Source organism: Alteromonas sp., from assembly GCF_984505615.1.
Genome location: NZ_CFHOXV010000013.1, coordinates 39,724 through 57,715 on the forward strand (window position 1 = coordinate 39,724; position 17,992 = coordinate 57,715).

Below are 17,992 nucleotides of genomic sequence, written 5' to 3' on the forward strand. Positions count from 1 at the left end.
GTTTGAAACAAAAGCCGCTTAAAGCGGCTTTTTTGCTAAAGCTACCACAGATAAGCTGGCAGTACGGCTACTGATTCAGGTGCTGTGAATGAAACACTGTAATCCGGTGCCATGTCACCGCTTGCGGCATTCATAATGTCATCGAATCGCAGGATCATACCGTTGGATTTTTCTGCCACGTATACATTGCCGTTGCTGAGCATAATATCTACCGGATTACCCAGCATGCTTGAGGGACCGGCAATGTTAACCGTCATATCTGTGAGGCCATCTGCCATGCCGGCATCAGGAATGACATACAGTTTGCCGTCTGTGGCACTGTCGGCACTGCCCACATCAGATATGACCAGCGCATCACTTTGAGCATCATAGTCAATGCCGTGAATATTGGTGGGTGCAGCAATCGCCTCACCATTCATGGCCGGTATAAGCAGGCGGTCTTCACCCGTAATTTCACTGGTGCCGCTCATCATCTTGCGGGTAACTTCATCAAACACTGCAACAGTGCCATTTGTCAGGGCGAGGAAAGCGCGGTCAGTTTCAGCGTCGTAATCCACACCCCACGGGCGTGCACCGTCAGATGCTGACAGTGTCATCACAGGCATTACATTGCCTGCTGCGCAGCCAGAAAACACGCGGACGGCGGGTGAAGTTTCATTAACATCTGCGACGAACACCAGAGCGTGCTCACTGTTTACGTCCAGTCCTTTTGGCGCTACCAGACCTGTCATGTCGCCCATAATTTCACGGTCCTGAGACAGGCTGAACATGCCGTCATCGCGCATGGATGCCATCCGGTTCACTACCAGTAGTCCGCCCATGGCTGTTTCCGGGTCATCATAGGTAACGAAGCCGTCACCGTTGACTGAGTAAGCAACGCTTTCGATACTCATGCCAGTATCGAACATAGCAGTCTGACTACCGAGAGAGGCATCAAACTGCACTACTATGCCTGTTGTATCGCCGGCAGTAGCAGGGTTACTGCTGGCACTGACACCGCCGATGGTCACATCTGCAAGCGCCTGGTCAGAAAAATCTGCCATTTCAGGCATATCCGTCAATTCTGCGAGGGATTCGGGTTTTACTGAAGACGTGGCAAGGGTCGGGGCAATATCGCCACTGTCACCACTAAATATATTTGTATAAACAAGAATCGCGTCGTTGGATTTTTCCGCGACACGCAGTGTGGTGCCCGACAGAATAATATCAACAGGGTTGCCCAGCATCGTTGACGGGCCTGCGATGGTGCGCGCCGGTTCCACGGCACCGTCAACGGTGGAAGCATTGTTGATCACAAAGATCTGCCCGTCATCGGCAATACTGGCATCACCCACATCGGAAACCACCAGACGGTCCGAGTCTGCGTCGTAGACAATGCCGTGACTGTTTACGGAAATCTGTGTGCCACTGGCATCTGACGGTACAATAATACGCATCACTGACGGCGCGAAATCTGAACCCATAACATTGTCATATACCGCGATGGTGCCGTCGGTAAGCGCCACGTACATCCGGTCAGCGTTTTCATCTACGGCCACATCCCAGGGCTGTGCCGGCAACATGATCTCAGCAACCGGCGCTACATCACCTGCTGCAGCACTGCCGAAAACAGCAATTCGCATTGCGTTAAAGTCAGCCACATAAATCATACCGCTGTCATCAGCCAGTGCTATACCTTTAGGATTTGTGAGACCGGTGTTTGCTCCCATAATCTGGGAATCGACAGACGACATCATCATTCCGTCTTCCCTGCCTGCAATACGGCAAAATGCGCCAAGCATGGGTTCACCGCTGTCTCCTGCCTGATAAAGTGTGCCTGAATAGGACAACACAATACCTTCATTGGCGCCGGTTTCGAAACTGCTCAGCATGTCCCCGTCCTGATCAATCCAGTCCACCGTGCCCCGGTTTTCGTCACCGTTGTTTGCGCGCAGGAACGTTCTGGTGGTCAGGACCGGCGTACCATCCTGGCCGTCAGCACCATCCATACCGTCCATGCCGTCGTCGCCATCACTGCCGCTGCAGCCGGCCAGTGAAACAGCCAGTAACGTTGCGAGAAGAGAATATTTGAATGGTGCGTTTTTCGTCTGTGTATTCAGCATTGTTGTCTCCGTATGTGACATGCATTTTCAAAGACGCGCCTGCTTTTCTGCGTCCGTACAACAAGCCAAACGACTGGAAGATGCAACCGGATGCAAAAAATATAAGTTTTTTTAAATTTTTTATTTTTCGAGATTTAACGGGGTAAATAATAAGGGATGAAACGGGCGTGGCGCAGTACGTTGTCGTGCTGCGCCGGTAGCCGTGTTATGAGGGCTTTAAACAGAAAATATGTTGGTGTGGTAAAGCACGTCAGTGGGTGAACCGTTCGGCGAGCCCCCGAGTGGCTCCATGCTGACAGCCAGTACCGTAACGTTTTTGTCCAGCAACATGGAGGGCGGAATACGGGTGATATCTCCACTTTTGGGAAGCAGTCCCAGGGAGACTGGTGCACCGCCACCGGCCGGTGCCATCCACAATTGATAGTCCTTGTCAGTTCTGGCAGCAAGTGCTCCGGTAACTCTTACATTCAGGGAGTCGCCGGAAATTTCGATGATCCATAAAGGCTGATTATTGGTGTCATTAAATATTGCCACCCGCTCAACAGGGGCGGTGACAGGTTCCGTCATGGAAACGAGTAACACGGCCATCATCAGCGCAGCAGCGGCGGCCACGCCGGAGAACAGACGCCACTGTTTTCTTCGTTTACGTTCGAATGCGACAATGTCACCGGACGTATCTGTCCGTTCTTCAGGATTAATGCGTTTCTGGATGGCCTGCCATACGCGCGGAGGCGGAGTGACCGGCGGCAACCTGTGGTTCAGTCCGTCGAGATATTGTTCCCATAAGGCGGTCGTTTCAGCAATAACCTGATATTGCATCATCAGCTTCTGATAACGCACTCTGGCTTTTCCCCGCAACGTACCCAGTACATATTCTGCAGCGAGGGCGTTTCTCCGTGCTTCAGTAAGATAATTCATAGTGACAGACACCTCTGCAAACTTTGTAATCCGCGACGGATCCAACTTTTGATAGTGCCCAGCGGAGACGCCATGTGGCTTTCCACTTCGTGATGAGATAAACCGTTAATGTAAGCGAGATGGATAGCCTGCCGCTGGGCAGGTTCAAGTTCATCCATACAGGCTTCAAGCTTCTTCTGCTCCGCATCAGACAAATTGGATTCGTCCGGGGAAACAGGTAAATGTGTATCTTCAGACAAGTCCACTTCATTGCGCACTTTATGATAGCGCATCAAATCCAGTGCACGATAGCGGGCTATACTGAGCATCCAGGTAAACACAGTGCCTTTGCCACGCTGATATTGACCGGCATTGTGCCAGATTTTGACATAAGCATCCTGAATGGCTTCATCCGCCAGTTCAGGCCTCTTCAACATCTTCAGTGCGACAGCATACATCTGACCGCTGGTCAGCTTATACAATTCTGAAAACGCTTCTTTGTTGCCGTTTGCCGTTTCACACAAGAGTGGAAACAATGTTTCGTGTTCCATGAAATCTCAGTTTCCGCTGTCTGCTGTCACTATTTACACATTATTAACGTTTATCCCGTTTACTATCAAGTTGAACCTACCTGAACCAAACGACTGAACGTTCAGATCGGATGCGAAGTAATGCATATTAGTGAAAAGGTAATAGTGGCTTGTCAATGTTGACGAAGCCACATCACGCCCGGGAGTCATGTTTTTAGTGATATCAATGATTTAAAGCCGGCAAAGACACGCTTGATAGTGCGGCATGTGATTGTTGATAGTAAAACCTGTTCAGCCGGTTTACGGGCAGTGACAGGGCGCCGGAAAGAAAACGGATAAGGTACGGGTTAATGGATTAACGACAAAAAGTCTCAACATAGAGCGCTTCCACTTTGGCCCTGGCCCAGGGAGTACGGCGCAGAAATTTCAGTGACGACTTCACCGACGGTTCGTTGTAAAAGCAGTTCAGGTGAATGCGCTCATCCAGTCCGTCCCAGCCATAATGTTCATGCAACTGCACGATTATCTTTTCTAACGTCAGACCGTGTAAAGGATTATTTGGCTGTTGCTGGCTCATGGCAGGGCTTCCGGTAATACAAACCGCCGTAGTGTAACAGATAACCAGTACGGTGGGTCAGTTCCTGTCTGTTGATCTGTATCATTTACGTAACGGCAAAATAAAAAATAACGCACATGAAGCATGAAAGCGCCGGGCATTTCCTATAAAGTAGTCGCGCTTAAGCTTCAGACACGGAATCATGCAGCAAAATCAAATATCAATGGCGACACCGGTAACGTTGCCATGCGGGCAGGTTGTTAAAAACAGGATTGTAAAAGCCGCGATGGAAGAAAACATGGCGGATAAGCAACTTCAGCCGGATCATGCGCTTTATGCACTTTACCGGTACTGGGCACATGGCGGTGCCGGAATGATCATTACCGGTAATGTGATGATTGATGCAACTGCTATGACCGGCCCTGGCGGTGTGGTTATGCCGCTGGAAGGCGACTTAAAAGCCTTTGAAAAGTGGGCGGCAGTGATCAAATCCGGTGGCGCAAAAGCCATCATGCAACTTAACCATCCGGGCAGACAGATGCCCCGTGAGATTGGTGAAGTGGCATGGGCACCCTCAGACGTTCCACTATCTCTGGGACGATACACCAAACGTTTTGCTAAACCACAGCCGATGTCCTGTGAACAAATTCATCAAATCACCCATCAGTTTGCCCAGGCGGCGAGACGTGCAAAAGAAGCCGGTTTCGACGGTGTGCAAATTCATGCTGCCCATGGCTACCTGTTAAGTCAGTTTTTGTCTCCGCTGGCAAACCGCCGGGAAGACGAGTGGGGCGGTTCTCTGAAGAACCGTGCCCGCCTGTTACTGAACATTGTTTGTCAGGTAAGGGCATATTGCGGCAATCATTTTATTGTGATGGTGAAACTGAATACGGCAGATTTTCAGCGTGGTGGTTTTACTGCGCAGGAAGCAACTGAAGTAGCACAGTGGCTGGCAGGATTGAATGTGGATGTCGTAGAACTGTCCGGCGGAAATTATGAATCTCCGGCTATGCAGGGAACTGCGCAGGAAGGATTTGCCGTATCCCGTAGAGACGCTTACTTCGCAGATGTGGCAAAGCAGATTTCTGAACAGGCTGACGTACCGCTGATGACCACCGGCGGCATTGTCCGGCAGGAAACTGTGCAACAAGTTTTAGACAACGGATGTACGTTCGCGGGTATAGCAAGCGCTCTGGCATTTACGCCGGACCTGATGAGAAAATGGCAGCAAAAGCCGGATTATGCAGGGATAAAACCGGAGTGTGACTGGCAGGATAAAACACTGGCATCGCTGGTGAAAATGGCAAAAGTACGCCGGCAGCTGAGACGTTTAGGCAACGATCTGACCACAATGCATAACCCGACGGGGTTCTGGAGCTTGTTTCTGGATATTCTGCACCGCAGAAAGATGACGATGGTATACAAAGCGTATATCAGCGCAAAGATCAAAGAGACCATTGCGCCGATGCAACCTGAGGTTACACGCTGTGTTTCATCACCCGTTGTTTCTGACGTTGCCAGTCGCGATCTTTAACGGTATCACGCTTATCATGTTCCTGTTTACCTTTCGCAAGGTAAATTTCGAGTTTCACCCAGCACTTTTTCCAGTACATGGCAGTGGCAACAATAGAGTAACCCTGACGCTCACGGCCGCCGATAAGCCGGTCGATTTCTTTTTTATTCAGCAGTAATTTGCGGGCCCGTTCGGGTTCACAAATCACGTGGGTGGAAGCCTGATTCAGCGGCGTAATGCGCGCACCTACCAGCCAGGCTTCGCCGTTTTGCAAAATAACGTACGTGTCAGTAATGTTCACTTTACCTTCACGGATACTCTTTAATTCCCAGCCTTGCAGCGACACACCTGCTTCGAATTTGTCCTGCAGATGATAGTCGTGACGCGCTTTCTTGTTCAGCGCGATGGTGCCGGTTGAGTTTTGATTGGATTTGTTCTTTTTCATGCCCGCCATTATACCGATTGCAAACAGAATGTCTTTTCATTTCCATGGTATATGGGGGCGATAGCGCGCGCTTAAAGGGTAGGTGACAATAAACAGTCGTGGTAGACTTAACAAATTATCAGAAATAAAAAGTGAGTTTATGCCAAGTATCCAACGCAGTGCGTTAGTGGCATACAGTGCCGGGGCCATGTTTGATTTGGTCAATGATGTAGCTGCCTATCCACAATTTTTACCGGGCTGTGCCGACAGTCAGGTTCTTGACCACAGTGAAAGCCACATGAAGGCGTCGTTACTGGTATCGAAAGCCGGTATTAAGCAATGGTTCACAACACTCAATACTCTGGAGCCGGCAAGGCGTATAGACATGCGTCTGGTTGATGGTCCCTTCAAGCAATTATCAGGCGGGTGGACGTTCTCCCCGTTATCTGATGACGCCTGTAAAATTGCGCTTAATCTGGATTTTGAATTCAGTAACCGTTTAACTGAAATGGCCTTTGGTAAGGTATTCAGCGGGCTGGCCACCAGCATGGTGAATGCATTTACGGAACGGGCACGGAGCGTGTACTGATGAGTGACGAAATAACGGTAGAAGTTGCCTACGCATTGCCACATAAGCAATCGCTGGTGGAAATTTCGGTGCCGGCAGACAGCACTATCGAAAGCATTATTGTTGCTTCCGGTTTATGTGAACTTCATCCTGAAATCGATTTGAAGAAAACGAAAGTGGGCGTTTGGAGCCGTGTGGCCAAAATGCGCGACACGGTTAAAGATGGTGACCGGATTGAAATATACCGTCCGTTGATTGCCGATCCGAAAGAGATCCGTAAACGCCGTGCTGAAAAAGCCGTTGAAGAAGGCCGGGCAGATAAAGTGACCGGTGGCCGCCCGAATCCGCTGAAAGCAAAAGAATGATAAGTGAAGGTTAAGTGACATCCGGCGTGTTAATACCGGAAACAGACCCCCTTAAAGAGAAGCCACGGCAAACACCGTGGCTTTTTTTATTTGTCCCGCAGGGAACCCACTTCAAGAAACGGTGATGCATCAATATCTTCAGCGTCCATCATAGAGGCTATGCGTTGCATCGTTGCAACCATCTGGCTTTGTTCCCAGTCCTTCATGTTATTGAACCGGTCAATGAAGTGCTCCTGTAAAGGGCGGGGCGCGTTTTCCAGCGACGCTTCACCTTTGTCCGTCAGATACACGCCTACTTTTCGCTTGTCGGTGGTGCTGCGGATGCGGGTAACCAGTTCACGGGCTTCAATGCGATCAAGAATATTGGTAATGGTAGCAGGACTCAGATTGATGCTTTCCGCAATTTCCCGCACCATGATGCCGGGGCGTTCCTGAATATTTTGCATTACCAGCAACTGCGGGCCGGTCAGACCCACATCTTTACTCAGTTGCTTACTGCGTAAATCAACCGCACGGATGACCTTACGCAGGGCAACCAATAATTCTTCTTCTTTTCTCATAAATAAGCCCGTCCTGTGAACTGCTGATTTCACACTAACCGGTGTAAAAAGTGCTGGTGTTTGTGGTACTGATCGATGACATCGTTGATAACAGCAAGTGTCGACCAGCCCATGATGTCGTATCCCTGTCCACCCTCACTCAGGTGAACTTCGGCGCGATAGTACGTGTCATCACTATCTATGTCCAGCGTACCGTTTAAATCCGGCTGTACTGTGGATGTAGGATAAACCGCATAGATAAAATCAGGCTGCTCGTTGAGTTTCACCGTCAGCATCATGAACTTATCTGTCTGCTCAATTTCCACATCAAAATTCAGTTTACCAAATTCCTCTTTTACATCACTAAATGCCGGCAGTACCGTTTTATCCAGAAAGCGATTTACGGCTTTTTTGTTCGGGAAAGACACGATGTTTTCCAGCCTCGAACGCCAGTTTTTGTCACTGTCACCGGTACTGGTCTGAAAACCACTTATTTGCATACTTTCCCGCTTGTAATCTTCCACCCGCAGGGCCTTCATCAGGCCGAAGAGTGCAACAAGCAATATCACCGAAAAAGGCAGTGCTGCGACTATCGTCATGGTTTGCAACGCGCCCAGCCCGCCGGCGTAGAGCAGGATGGCAGCCACCACACCCACGCTGACAGCCCAGTAAATGCGTTGCCATAAAGGCGTATCGTTACGACCGTTAGAGCACAGCATGTCCACAACCATGGCGCCTGAGTCACAGGAGGTCACAAAGAAAATCACTACCATCAGTACTGCCAGTAAAGTCAGTACACTGCTGAACGGGAAGTTTTCTAAAAAGACAAACAGGGCGACTGAGGTATCTTCGTTTACCATTGAAGCCAGCGCGTCTTTGCCCTGTACCAGTACCATATCGATAGCGGTGTTGCCGAACACGGTCATCCACAACAGGGTAAATGCAGTCGGGATAAGCAGTACACCCATGACGAATTCACGGATGGTGCGGCCATAAGAGATACGGGCAATGAACAAACCAACAAAGGGCGCCCAGGCTAACCACCATCCCCAGTAGAAAATTGTCCAGCCGCCAATCCAGTCTGTTTTGGCGTAGGCAAACAAGTTGAGGGTATTGCGCACGATGTCGGAAGCATACGCTCCCATGTTTTGCAGGTAAGCCTGCAGCAGGAATACCGTGGGGCCAAGCACCAGTACGAAAACCAGTAATGCTACGGCAAGTAACATATTTGCTTCGGATAATCGGCGGATCCCCTTATCAAGACCGGTAGTCACAGAAATGATGGCAATACCCACAACACCGGCCATCAGGCCAATTTGTACACCTGTTGTGCTTGGAATGCCGAACACATAAGACAAACCGGCATTAATTTGTGCTGCACCGAAACCCAGTGACGTGGACACACCGAAGATAGTGGACGTAACAGCAAATATATCCACCAGGTGGCCGGGCCAGCCGTAGATACGCTCACCAATTAAAGGATAGAGTGCCGAACGTAATGTCAGCGGTAGCTGATGACGGTAGGCAAAGTAACCCAGCACCAGCGCAACCGCGGCATAAATTGCCCATGGATGTACGCCCCAGTGGAAAAAGGTGGTTTTCATGGCTTCTTTCACTGCGGCAATACTGTTCGGGTCGGCTGTGGGCGGCGCGAGGAAGTGCATGACCGGCTCGGCAACACCGAAGAACATCAATCCTATCCCCATACCGGCGGCAAATAACATAGATAACCATGTCAGTTTGCTGAACTCCGGCGTGGCGTGATCGGGTCCGAGACGGATATCGCCATACCGGGAAAATCCGAGGATCACCACGGTAAGAAGAATGATGGCTACCGTGAGGATGTAAAACCACCCGCCATTTTGCGCCACTGTGTCCTGCAGTGACTGGAAGAATGTATTGGCCTGGTCAGGGTTGCTGGCTGCATAAATCAGCAAAACAAGAATGGCCAGAGAAGAGGTAAAAAATACCGGTTTATTTAACATTGCACCCGGTTTACTGGTTTCTGTCACTACGGCTTCCTTTGTCTTAATAGATATTAATTATGAATGAATACGACAATTTTGGCGTTTCGTTTAAGGCTCATTCATATTTGCCATAAGTATAATAATTAGTGTTCAACTTGATTTTATTGTCTCCGAAAGGGATCATAGACAAGTTTTTTGACTTATCTGCTATAATTAGAGGGTTTTGTAACGCTATCACCGCGATTACGTATGAACCAAATTGTTAGCGAACAAGTATATCTGCTTGCGATTGCTAAATAAATGATAAGCAAATAGCACGACATAAAATATTTACTCATCTAAGTAAAATAAAGAACCAGAGGAACACACATGCATAAAACACGTCTAAGCTGTGCCATCGTTGCAGCGCTGGCGGCATCTCCGGTGCACGCCCAGGAAGCACAAAGCAAAGCGAAGATCGAAACCATTGAGGTAACGGCAACCAAACGTAGTGAATCTATACAGGATGTACCGGTCGCGGTCAGCGCGCTTGATGGAAAAGCATTGGAAAACCTTGGCATTGACAGCTTCCAGGATTACGTCGAATTCTTACCTAACGTGGTATTCCAGGGGACAGGCCCGGGTCAGAATGAAATTTATATCCGTGGTGCTGCAACCACACAATCAAATATCATGTTGTCATCTGTTCAGGCACTGCAACCTTCAGTTGCTTTTTACCTGGACGAACAGCCGGTATCCATGGCCGGCCGTAACCTCGACATTTACGCAACTGACATCCAGCGCGTAGAAGTACTGCCCGGTCCTCAGGGCACACTGTTCGGCGCAAGCTCGCAGGCGGGTACGGTGAGAATGATCACCGCGAAACCTGATCACTCAGGTTTTTCTGCCGGTGTTGATACCAATATTGGTTTCACCAAAGGCGGCGAGATGAGCAATGCGGTTGAAGCTTATTTCAACATGCCTCTGACCGATGACCTTGCTGTTCGTGTTGCTGCCTATAACGACAGACAGGGCGGCTGGATTGATAACGTGCTGAATGAGCCGGGTAACGGTGGCTACATCGGCAGTGCACAGGTGATCAGCCGTATTTCCGGTGGTGTATTAACCAACCCCGCAGGCATGGATGCAAACCGCATTACTAATCCTGAGATCACGTCTCCGGTAGATGCTGACGTAGTGTCACCGCGAAATGATTCGCTGGTTGAAGACGATTTCAACGATGCAGTTTATGCCGGTGCCCGTTTTGGTCTGTCATACCACATCAATGATGACTGGGATCTGCTGGTGCAGCACACACAGCAAACGTTAGAAACAGAAGGTGTGTTTGCATACGATCCGAATCTGGAAGGAGAAAGCTCCACTAACCGTTTCCAGCCTGAAGAAAACCAGGATGAATTCGGCCTGACGACATGGACACTGGAAGGCCGTCTGCAAAAGCTGGATGTGGTTTATACCGGTGGTTACCTCGACCGTGAAATCGATACCCTTGCAGACTACACCGGTTACACTAATGGCGGTTTATTCTCAGCGTACTATGTATGCAGTTATGACAGCTCTGATGCAAACAGCGAAGACCGCTGCCTTGACCCTACCAAGTTCTACCGTGAAGACACCACTTCAACCCGTATGACCCATGAGCTGCGTTTTAATACCACCATGGATGAGCCATGGCGTGTTACTGCCGGTCTGTTCTATGACGATCAGGAAGTGGCTACTGTTGGTCAGTTTAACATTGCCAGTACTGAGTTATTCCCGGATATGGCAAGAAATCTGGTAGGTAATGAAGGCATTAACAGTGATGGCGGGCCGTTCCCGGCTGATATCAGCTTCGTTAACGACATTACTCATACCATTGAACAGGTAGCAGTGTTCGGTCAGTTTGAATACGATATCACCGATACCCTGACTGCCAGTGTGGGTGCCCGCTGGTACCAGATTGACGACGAATACAAAGGCTCTACAACCACCGTAGATGTGTCCCGCCGTATCCGTGCATTCGGTACAATGGACGATGCTGAATTAGCTGCAGTGGGACTGGATCCTGCTTTGGTTAATGAAGCTATTCAAAGCGGTCAGCTGGAAGTGGACCTGCTGGATTCTGACGGCGTACTTACCGTTGATGACACTATCTGGAAATTCTCACTGGACTGGAAAGTGACAGACGACATCTTACTGTTTGCTAACTATTCAGAAGGTTTCCGTCCGCCGGTAACTAACCGTGTTGGTGGTGGTCTGGCGTCTAATCAGTCCGGTAAGTTCGAGAACTTCCGTATTCCTGTTTACTCTACAACGGATACGCTGGACAACTATGAACTTGGTCTGAAAGGGGATTTCTTTGACGGACTGGTACGTGTGAATGCAACTGCGTACTATTCTGAAATCACCGATCTGCAAACTTCACGTTTCGATCCGACCAATATCTCGTTCCTGGTATTCACCGACAACGTGGGTGATGCTGAGATCCGTGGTCTTGATGCCGATATTACCTGGCTTGCCGGTGATGATTTAATCATCAGCAGTGCATTCAGCTTGCTGGATACTGAGCTGACCCGCGTGAACTCTGAGCTGGAAGGTATTTCTGCCGGTGTCGGTTCTGAACTGCCTTACTCTGCGAAGTTCTCAGGAAACGTAAACGCCCGTTATTTCTTTGAATTACAGGGTGACAAGCGCGGTTACGTGAATGCTTCTGTGAGCTACACCGGTGACAGACTTGCCGGTATGGTGATGGATGCTTACGTAATGGAAGATGCCACGCAACTTATCTACGGCACGGGCTCAGGCCTTAAAATCGAAGATGAAGCTGCAGTGTATGAAGGCGTAACCTATGCAGACAGCAACGGCGAAACGTTCCGTGGCGGCCGTTATGTACAGGAAGCCTATGTACTGACAAATCTTGCGGTGGGTGTGACCAATGATGAGTGGAAAGCTGAATTGTACATAGACAATGTATTTGATGAGAATGCTATTTTGAACATCGATACGCAGCAATTCACGCCGAAAGTGGTAACTAACCGTCCGCGTACCATTGGTGTGCGTTTGTCTTACGATTATTTTTAAGTTATCCGTTGCGTAAGTAATTACGTTAATATTGAAACGGCAAGCCTTTACGGGCTTGCCGTTTTTTCGTTGTTTAATGCAGGATTAACATGACCCGTTCCGTTCAGTCTCGTCTCAATGAAGCCAAAAAAGCCCTGATGCAGTCTCAGTTCGCGCAGGCAGTGTCGTTATGCAAAGAGTGTTTGTCGGGAAATGACAATACCCTGACAGACCGTGAATGCCTGTACCTGATGGCTGTGGCTTTACGAATGACAAAAGAGCCGGCACAGGCCCTTCCTGTTCTGGACAGATTACTGAAAGCTTTTCCCGATTATGGTCGGGGATATCAGGAGCAGGGGTATTGTTTTAAAGCGCTGCAGAAAGGCCGGGAGATGGCCGCTGCGTTTTACCGTGCTACACGATTTAATCCGGCTCTGCTGACTGCCTGGCGGGAGCTGGAACAGGTATACCGCCAGACCGGTAACACAGACGCACTGATGCTGGCAGGACAACACATTCAGTCCTTATCGTCACTGCCAAAACCACTGCTGGGGGCCATGGATTTACTCCATGAAGGGCAGTTACAAAAAGCAGAACAAATTTGCAGGGACTTTCTCAAACAGCATAAACATCATCCCGATGCCATGATGTTACTTGCGGAAGCCGGCATGCAACTGAAGGTTTATCATGATGCAGAATTCCTGCTGGAAAGTTGTACAGAACTGTATCCGGATAATGAAGCTGCAGCGACTGCGTATCAAAGTGTGCTGGGTAAGCTGGGTAAGTTTCCCCGTGCCGTTGAATTTGCCCGCGGGCGTCTGGCACGACAGCCGGATAATTTTCAGGCAGCCGTAGCTCTTGCCCATGCTCTCACCGGCACCGGGGAGGTAGATGAGGCACTGACTTTATACCGCACACTGCTTGATAAAAACAGCAGGCGACCAGCGTTATGGGTACAGTATGGCCATGCGCTGAAGGCCGCAGGCGACGCCGCTGCCGCTGTGGCCGCCTACGAAAAAGCAGCAGAGATAGCGCCTGATTTCGGTGATGCTTACTGGAGCCTGGCGAATACCAAAACGTATAGCTTTCCAGCTTCGCTGACTGGCGGGATGAAAACGGCAGCAGAGAATGAAAATACTGCGCTGGACGATAAAATTCATCTGTATTTTGCGCTGGGTAAAGCCAGTGAAGACGATAAAGCGTTTGATGATGCTTTCCGTTATTACGATAACGGTAATCAGCTGAAGCGCCAGACACTCCGTTTCGATATCTCCCGTACTGAACAGGCGATGGCGTCACAGCAGTCCGCCTGCAATGCGGCTTTGTTTGAGCACGCAAAAGGCTGTGATGCTCCTGATCCGATTTTCATCGTGGGTTTACCCCGCGCCGGTTCTACACTATTGGAACAGATTCTGGCCTCTCACTCTATGGTCGACGGCACGATGGAGCTGCATGATATTCTGGGGATCGCATCAGGGCTCAGCCATCAGGCGGTGCCTTATCCGCAAAACTTGTCATCCCTCACCGATGAGCAATGCAAAAAACTGGGAGAGCAGTATATTGCTCAAACCCGTGCATACCGCCGGGGTGCACCATTTTTTATTGATAAGATGCCCAACAATTTTATTCATACCGGACTTATCAAACGCATTCTGCCCAATGCCAAAATCATTGATGCCAGACGGGATGCTGTGGCTTGCTGTTTCAGCGGGTTCAAGCAGCTTTTCGGCGAAGGACAGGAGTTCAGCTATTCACTGAATGACATCGGACGTTATTACAATGCTTACCGGAAGCTGATGGATCACTGGCATGAAGTATTGCCGGGACAAATCCTGACGGTGCAGCACGAAGATGTGATTAACGATCTTGAAGGGCAGGTCAGACGCATGCTGGACTTTTGCGGATTACCTTTTGAAGAGGCCTGCCTGAACTTCCATCAGACGAAGCGGGTGATTAAAACCCCCAGCTCAGAGCAGGTAAGACAACCGATTTACCGTTCCGGCATGACGCAATGGAAAGGCTTTGAACCTTACCTTGCGCCATTGTTTTCGGTACTGGACGGGGAGACTGAAGCTTAGTATTTCTTCCGTTGCAGGCCGGTTTCAGCAAGAATTTTCGCGGAAATTTCTTCTACGGAATAGCGGGTTGAATTCAAAAACGGGATGCGCTCGCGACGATAGAGGTTTTCTACTTCCCGAAGTTCCATACGACACTGCTGCAGTGACGCGTAGCGGCTGTTGGCCCTGCGCTCAGAACGGATCTGGCTGAGCCTTTCCGGATGGATGGTCAGGCCGAACAACTTCTGTTTATAACGGCGCAGTGCAGGGGGCATCTTCAGCATGTCACCCATGTCTTCCTCAGTGAATGGATAATTGGCCGCTTTAATGCCGTACTGAAGCGCCAGATAAAGGCTGGTGGGTGTTTTACCTGAACGGGAAACACCCACTAATATAATGTCTGCTTCTTCGTAGTTTTTGATGTTGGAACCATCATCATTGGCCAGTGCATAGTTCACCGCTTCAATGCGAATATCATAGGTTTTTTCGTGAATACTGTGGGTACGGTGTTTTTCCGGTTTTGATGGTACACCGAGCACTTTTTCAACAGGCGCAACGAATTGATCGAGAAAATTATAATTAATACCCACTGAACGGGAGATAATTTTGCGCACATCGACATTCACAATTGTATAAAAAACGAGCGGCCTTTCTCCCGTATCTTGAAAACTTTCAGAAATTTTCTCCAGTACCTTGTAGGCCTGTTCCTCGGTTTCAACGAAGGGAATCGTGGTGTGATTAAACTGTATAGGGAACAGAGACAGTAAGGCGTGGCCGAAGACCTCAGCAGTGATGGCTGTACCATCTGAAATGTAGTATGCGGTACGCAAAACAAATCCTTAACATTGTTGTAATTTTATTACGGAATACAGAAAGATTTTACTTTCGATTTTTCACCATTCTAAGATGAAACCGTCGAAAAGCCAGCATGCTATGAACAGGTTGGCACTAACCTCGGCGAATATCGCAAAGTTTCGTGATAAACATTTCGTAACACAGGTTGCGTAAATTAGCGGAACTGACAAGTTTAATAAAGCTGGAGGCTTTGGCCGTGCAAGAATACGTACTTTGGTACCAGGAATTGGGGATGCATGATGTAGGTCGCGTTGGCGGCAAGAATGCATCTTTAGGTGAAATGATTTCTAATTTGGCAAATGCAGGTGTGCAGGTGCCGGGCGGTTTTGCTACAACTGCAGATGCATTTAACGAGTTTCTTGAGCAAAGTGGTCTTGAAGCACGGATCCATGATGTACTGGATACCCTGGATGTTGACGATGTAACAGCACTGGCTGAAGCAGGTAAAAACATCCGTCAGTGGATCATCGACACGCCGTTCCAGCCCGCGCTGGAAACTGCAATTCAGGAAGCATTTGCAACGTTACAGGGCGATGCCGGTGATGAGGCGTCGTTCGCAGTCCGCTCTTCCGCAACAGCAGAAGATATGCCTGATGCATCTTTCGCAGGGCAGCAGGAAACTTTCCTGAACGTAAAAGGTTACGATGCGGTGCTGGTGGCTATCAAGCACGTATTTGCCTCTCTGTTTAACGACCGTGCCATCTCTTATCGTGTTCACCAGGGCTACGACCATAAAGGGGTTGCACTGTCTGCCGGTGTACAACGCATGGTACGAAGCGACATCGCGTCTTCCGGTGTTATGTTCACCATTGATACAGAATCAGGCTTCGATGATGTGGTATTTGTGACCAGTTCATTTGGTCTTGGTGAGATGGTGGTGCAGGGTGCCGTTAACCCTGACGAATTCTATGTACACAAGCCTACGCTGGCCAATGGTAACCCGGCTATCCTGCGCCGTAATCTGGGCAGCAAGCTGACAAAAATGATTTATTCTGCAGATGAGTCCCATGGCAAGCAGGTATCTATTGTTGATATCGACAAAGCCGACAGTCTGCGATTCTCTCTGACTGACGATGAAGTACAGGAACTGGCTAAGCAGGCTGTAATCATTGAAAAGCACTATCAGCGTCCTATGGACATTGAATGGGCTAAAGACGGTACAGACGGCAAGTTGTACATTGTTCAGGCCCGTCCTGAAACGGTACGCAGCCGCGAAGACAGTCAGACAATTGAACGTTTCCACCTCAAAGATAAGAGCAGCATCGTCTGTGAAGGCCGTGCTATCGGTCACAAGATTGGTGCCGGTGAGGCGAAAGTGCTTGGCTCAATTGAAGAGATGGACAAGATTCAGCCCGGTGATGTGCTGGTCACTGACATGACGGATCCTGACTGGGAACCCATCATGAAAAAGGCCTCTGCCATTGTGACTAACCGTGGTGGCCGTACTTGTCACGCTGCAATCATCGCCCGTGAATTAGGTATTCCGGCAGTGGTAGGGTGTGGTAACGCCACAGATTCTATTGCCACCGGCGACAAAATCACGGTTTCCTGTGCGGAAGGTGATACAGGTTACATCTACAGTTCTGAGCTGGAATTTGATGTGGTGACTTCCCGCATTGATGCCATGCCGGAATTGTCACTGAAAGTGATGATGAACGTAGGTAACCCTGACCGTGCATTTGATTTCGCCCGCCTGCCAAGTGCCGGTGTGGGTCTGGCCCGTCTTGAATTCATTATTAACCGCATGATTGGGGTTCACCCTAAAGCTTTGCTGAATTTCGACAGCCAGCCTGAAGAGCTGAAAGAAGAAATCAGTGAAATGATTGCCGGTTACGAGTCACCCCGTGAATTCTACATCCAGAAACTGGTAGAAGGCATTGCCAGCATTGGTGCTGCATTCTCGCCGAAGAAAGTAATTGTTCGCATGTCTGACTTCAAGTCGAACGAATACTTCAACCTGGTAGGTGGTTACCAGTACGAGCCGGATGAAGAGAACCCGATGCTGGGCTTCCGTGGTGCCAGCCGTTACATCTCTGACGATTTCCGCGACTGCTTTGCGCTGGAGTGCGAAGCCATCAAGCGCGTTCGTAACGTGATGGGGCTGACCAACGTTGAAATCATGATCCCCTTCGTCCGCACACTGGAAGAAGGCCGTCAGGTTATCGAAATTCTGGCTGAAAATGGTCTTAAGCAGGGCGACAACGGTCTGCGGGTTATCATGATGTGTGAACTGCCGTCTAACGCATTGCTGGCCGACCAGTTCCTGGATATCTTTGATGGTTTCTCCATCGGTTCCAACGACATGACACAGCTTGCGCTGGGTCTTGACCGCGACTCAGGCCTGATTGCCCACCTGTTCGACGAGCGTGATCCTGCCGTGAAGGCGTTGCTCTCTATGGCAATCCGTGCCGCAAAAGCCCGTGGCAAATACGTTGGTATTTGTGGTCAGGGACCATCGGATCATGATGATTTCGCTGCATGGCTGGTGGAAGAAGGCATCGATTCTGTGTCACTGAACCCGGATACTGTGGTAGAAACCTGGTTATACCTGGCAGAAAATCACGGATAAGCTATAGTTAGTTT

The 17,992-nt window shown here is 49.4% G+C and carries 14 protein-coding genes; 6 read left to right on the forward strand and 8 right to left on the reverse strand.

Features of this window, described 5'->3' with window-relative positions; genetic code table 11:
* Positions 1 to 41: 41 nt before the first annotated feature.
* The 4 genes from AC4PME_RS09750 to AC4PME_RS09765 all read right to left on the reverse strand — a co-directional run bounded on the left by AC4PME_RS09750 (position 42) and on the right by AC4PME_RS09765 (position 4,106).
* The gene (locus AC4PME_RS09750) at positions 42 to 2,102 is read right to left on the reverse strand and encodes a hypothetical protein (RefSeq protein ID WP_491046106.1); all 2,061 of its coding nucleotides are present in this window, start codon (positions 2,100 to 2,102) and stop codon (positions 42 to 44) included.
* A 216-nt stretch (positions 2,103 to 2,318) separates the two neighbouring features.
* Positions 2,319 to 3,020, reverse strand: coding sequence for an anti-sigma factor (locus AC4PME_RS09755; protein ID WP_119501055.1), 702 nt, complete (start codon positions 3,018 to 3,020; stop codon positions 2,319 to 2,321).
* The gene (locus tag AC4PME_RS09760; RefSeq protein ID WP_119501056.1) at positions 3,017 to 3,550 is read right to left on the reverse strand and encodes an RNA polymerase sigma factor; all 534 of its coding nucleotides are present in this window, start codon (positions 3,548 to 3,550) and stop codon (positions 3,017 to 3,019) included. Before AC4PME_RS09760 ends, AC4PME_RS09755 begins: the two co-directional genes overlap by 4 nt.
* 334 nt (positions 3,551 to 3,884) lie before the next feature.
* The gene (locus AC4PME_RS09765; protein ID WP_474851941.1) at positions 3,885 to 4,106 is read right to left on the reverse strand and encodes a VF530 family protein; all 222 of its coding nucleotides are present in this window, start codon (positions 4,104 to 4,106) and stop codon (positions 3,885 to 3,887) included.
* Positions 4,107 to 4,287: 181 nt separating this feature from the next.
* Here AC4PME_RS09765 and AC4PME_RS09770 point away from each other — a divergent pair, with 181 nt between their 5' ends.
* The gene (locus tag AC4PME_RS09770; RefSeq protein WP_119501058.1) at positions 4,288 to 5,619 is read left to right on the forward strand and encodes an NADH:flavin oxidoreductase/NADH oxidase family protein; all 1,332 of its coding nucleotides are present in this window, start codon (positions 4,288 to 4,290) and stop codon (positions 5,617 to 5,619) included.
* Here the strand turns inward: AC4PME_RS09770 and smpB are convergent.
* The gene (gene smpB, locus AC4PME_RS09775; RefSeq protein ID WP_119503376.1) at positions 5,564 to 6,043 is read right to left on the reverse strand and encodes an SsrA-binding protein SmpB; all 480 of its coding nucleotides are present in this window, start codon (positions 6,041 to 6,043) and stop codon (positions 5,564 to 5,566) included. The two genes, AC4PME_RS09770 and smpB, sit on opposite strands and share 56 nt — an antisense overlap.
* Positions 6,044 to 6,182: 139 nt before the next feature.
* On the opposite strand from smpB, the gene AC4PME_RS09780 reads away from it, so the two are divergent.
* On the forward strand, positions 6,183 to 6,611 hold the full coding sequence (locus AC4PME_RS09780) for a type II toxin-antitoxin system RatA family toxin (protein ID WP_119501059.1): 429 nt from the start codon (positions 6,183 to 6,185) through the stop codon (positions 6,609 to 6,611).
* Entirely contained in the window at positions 6,611 to 6,955 is a 345-nt protein-coding gene (locus AC4PME_RS09785; RefSeq protein WP_491046105.1) for an RnfH family protein, read from the forward strand. Before AC4PME_RS09780 ends, AC4PME_RS09785 begins: the two co-directional genes overlap by 1 nt.
* Positions 6,956 to 7,041: 86 nt before the next feature.
* Here the strand turns inward: AC4PME_RS09785 and AC4PME_RS09790 are convergent, their stop codons facing one another.
* Positions 7,042 to 7,515, reverse strand: coding sequence for a MarR family winged helix-turn-helix transcriptional regulator (locus AC4PME_RS09790; RefSeq protein WP_119501061.1), 474 nt, complete (start codon positions 7,513 to 7,515; stop codon positions 7,042 to 7,044).
* Positions 7,516 to 7,544: 29 nt separating this feature from the next.
* The gene (locus AC4PME_RS09795; RefSeq protein WP_491046130.1) at positions 7,545 to 9,479 is read right to left on the reverse strand and encodes a BCCT family transporter; all 1,935 of its coding nucleotides are present in this window, start codon (positions 9,477 to 9,479) and stop codon (positions 7,545 to 7,547) included.
* Between the two features lie 351 nt (positions 9,480 to 9,830).
* On the opposite strand from AC4PME_RS09795, the gene AC4PME_RS09800 reads away from it, so the two are divergent.
* Complete coding sequence (locus tag AC4PME_RS09800; protein WP_491046104.1) at positions 9,831 to 12,518, forward strand: TonB-dependent receptor; 2,688 nt, start codon at positions 9,831 to 9,833, stop codon at positions 12,516 to 12,518.
* Between the two features lie 89 nt (positions 12,519 to 12,607).
* Positions 12,608 to 14,575, forward strand: coding sequence for a sulfotransferase (locus tag AC4PME_RS09805; RefSeq protein ID WP_119501064.1), 1,968 nt, complete (start codon positions 12,608 to 12,610; stop codon positions 14,573 to 14,575).
* Here the strand turns inward: AC4PME_RS09805 and ppsR are convergent.
* Positions 14,572 to 15,384: a posphoenolpyruvate synthetase regulatory kinase/phosphorylase PpsR gene (gene ppsR / locus AC4PME_RS09810; protein WP_119501065.1), complete on the reverse strand. Its 813-nt coding sequence runs from the start codon at positions 15,382 to 15,384 to the stop codon at positions 14,572 to 14,574. The two genes, AC4PME_RS09805 and ppsR, sit on opposite strands and share 4 nt — an antisense overlap.
* Before the next feature lie 221 nt (positions 15,385 to 15,605).
* Between ppsR and ppsA the strand changes: the two genes are divergently transcribed.
* A complete protein-coding gene (ppsA, locus tag AC4PME_RS09815) occupies positions 15,606 to 17,978 on the forward strand; it encodes a phosphoenolpyruvate synthase (RefSeq protein WP_119501066.1) in 2,373 nt (790 codons plus the stop codon).
* Positions 17,979 to 17,992 lie beyond the last annotated feature (14 nt).

Excerpts from the sequence above, each read along its gene's own strand:
- AC4PME_RS09750 (WP_491046106.1), bottom strand. The coding sequence starts at position 2,102 with ATGCTGAATACACAGACGAAAAACGCACCATTCAAATATTCTCTTCTC.
- AC4PME_RS09755 (WP_119501055.1), bottom strand. The coding sequence starts at position 3,020 with ATGAATTATCTTACTGAAGCACGGAGAAACGCCCTCGCTGCAGAATAT.
- AC4PME_RS09760 (WP_119501056.1), bottom strand. The coding sequence starts at position 3,550 with ATGGAACACGAAACATTGTTTCCACTCTTGTGTGAAACGGCAAACGGC.
- AC4PME_RS09765 (WP_474851941.1), bottom strand. The coding sequence starts at position 4,106 with ATGAGCCAGCAACAGCCAAATAATCCTTTACACGGTCTGACGTTAGAA.
- AC4PME_RS09770 (WP_119501058.1), top strand. The coding sequence starts at position 4,288 with ATGCAGCAAAATCAAATATCAATGGCGACACCGGTAACGTTGCCATGC.
- smpB (WP_119503376.1), bottom strand. The coding sequence starts at position 6,043 with ATGAAAAAGAACAAATCCAATCAAAACTCAACCGGCACCATCGCGCTG.
- AC4PME_RS09780 (WP_119501059.1), top strand. The coding sequence starts at position 6,183 with ATGCCAAGTATCCAACGCAGTGCGTTAGTGGCATACAGTGCCGGGGCC.
- AC4PME_RS09785 (WP_491046105.1), top strand. The coding sequence starts at position 6,611 with ATGAGTGACGAAATAACGGTAGAAGTTGCCTACGCATTGCCACATAAG.
- AC4PME_RS09790 (WP_119501061.1), bottom strand. The coding sequence starts at position 7,515 with ATGAGAAAAGAAGAAGAATTATTGGTTGCCCTGCGTAAGGTCATCCGT.
- AC4PME_RS09795 (WP_491046130.1), bottom strand. The coding sequence starts at position 9,479 with ATGTTAAATAAACCGGTATTTTTTACCTCTTCTCTGGCCATTCTTGTT.
- AC4PME_RS09800 (WP_491046104.1), top strand. The coding sequence starts at position 9,831 with ATGCATAAAACACGTCTAAGCTGTGCCATCGTTGCAGCGCTGGCGGCA.
- AC4PME_RS09805 (WP_119501064.1), top strand. The coding sequence starts at position 12,608 with ATGACCCGTTCCGTTCAGTCTCGTCTCAATGAAGCCAAAAAAGCCCTG.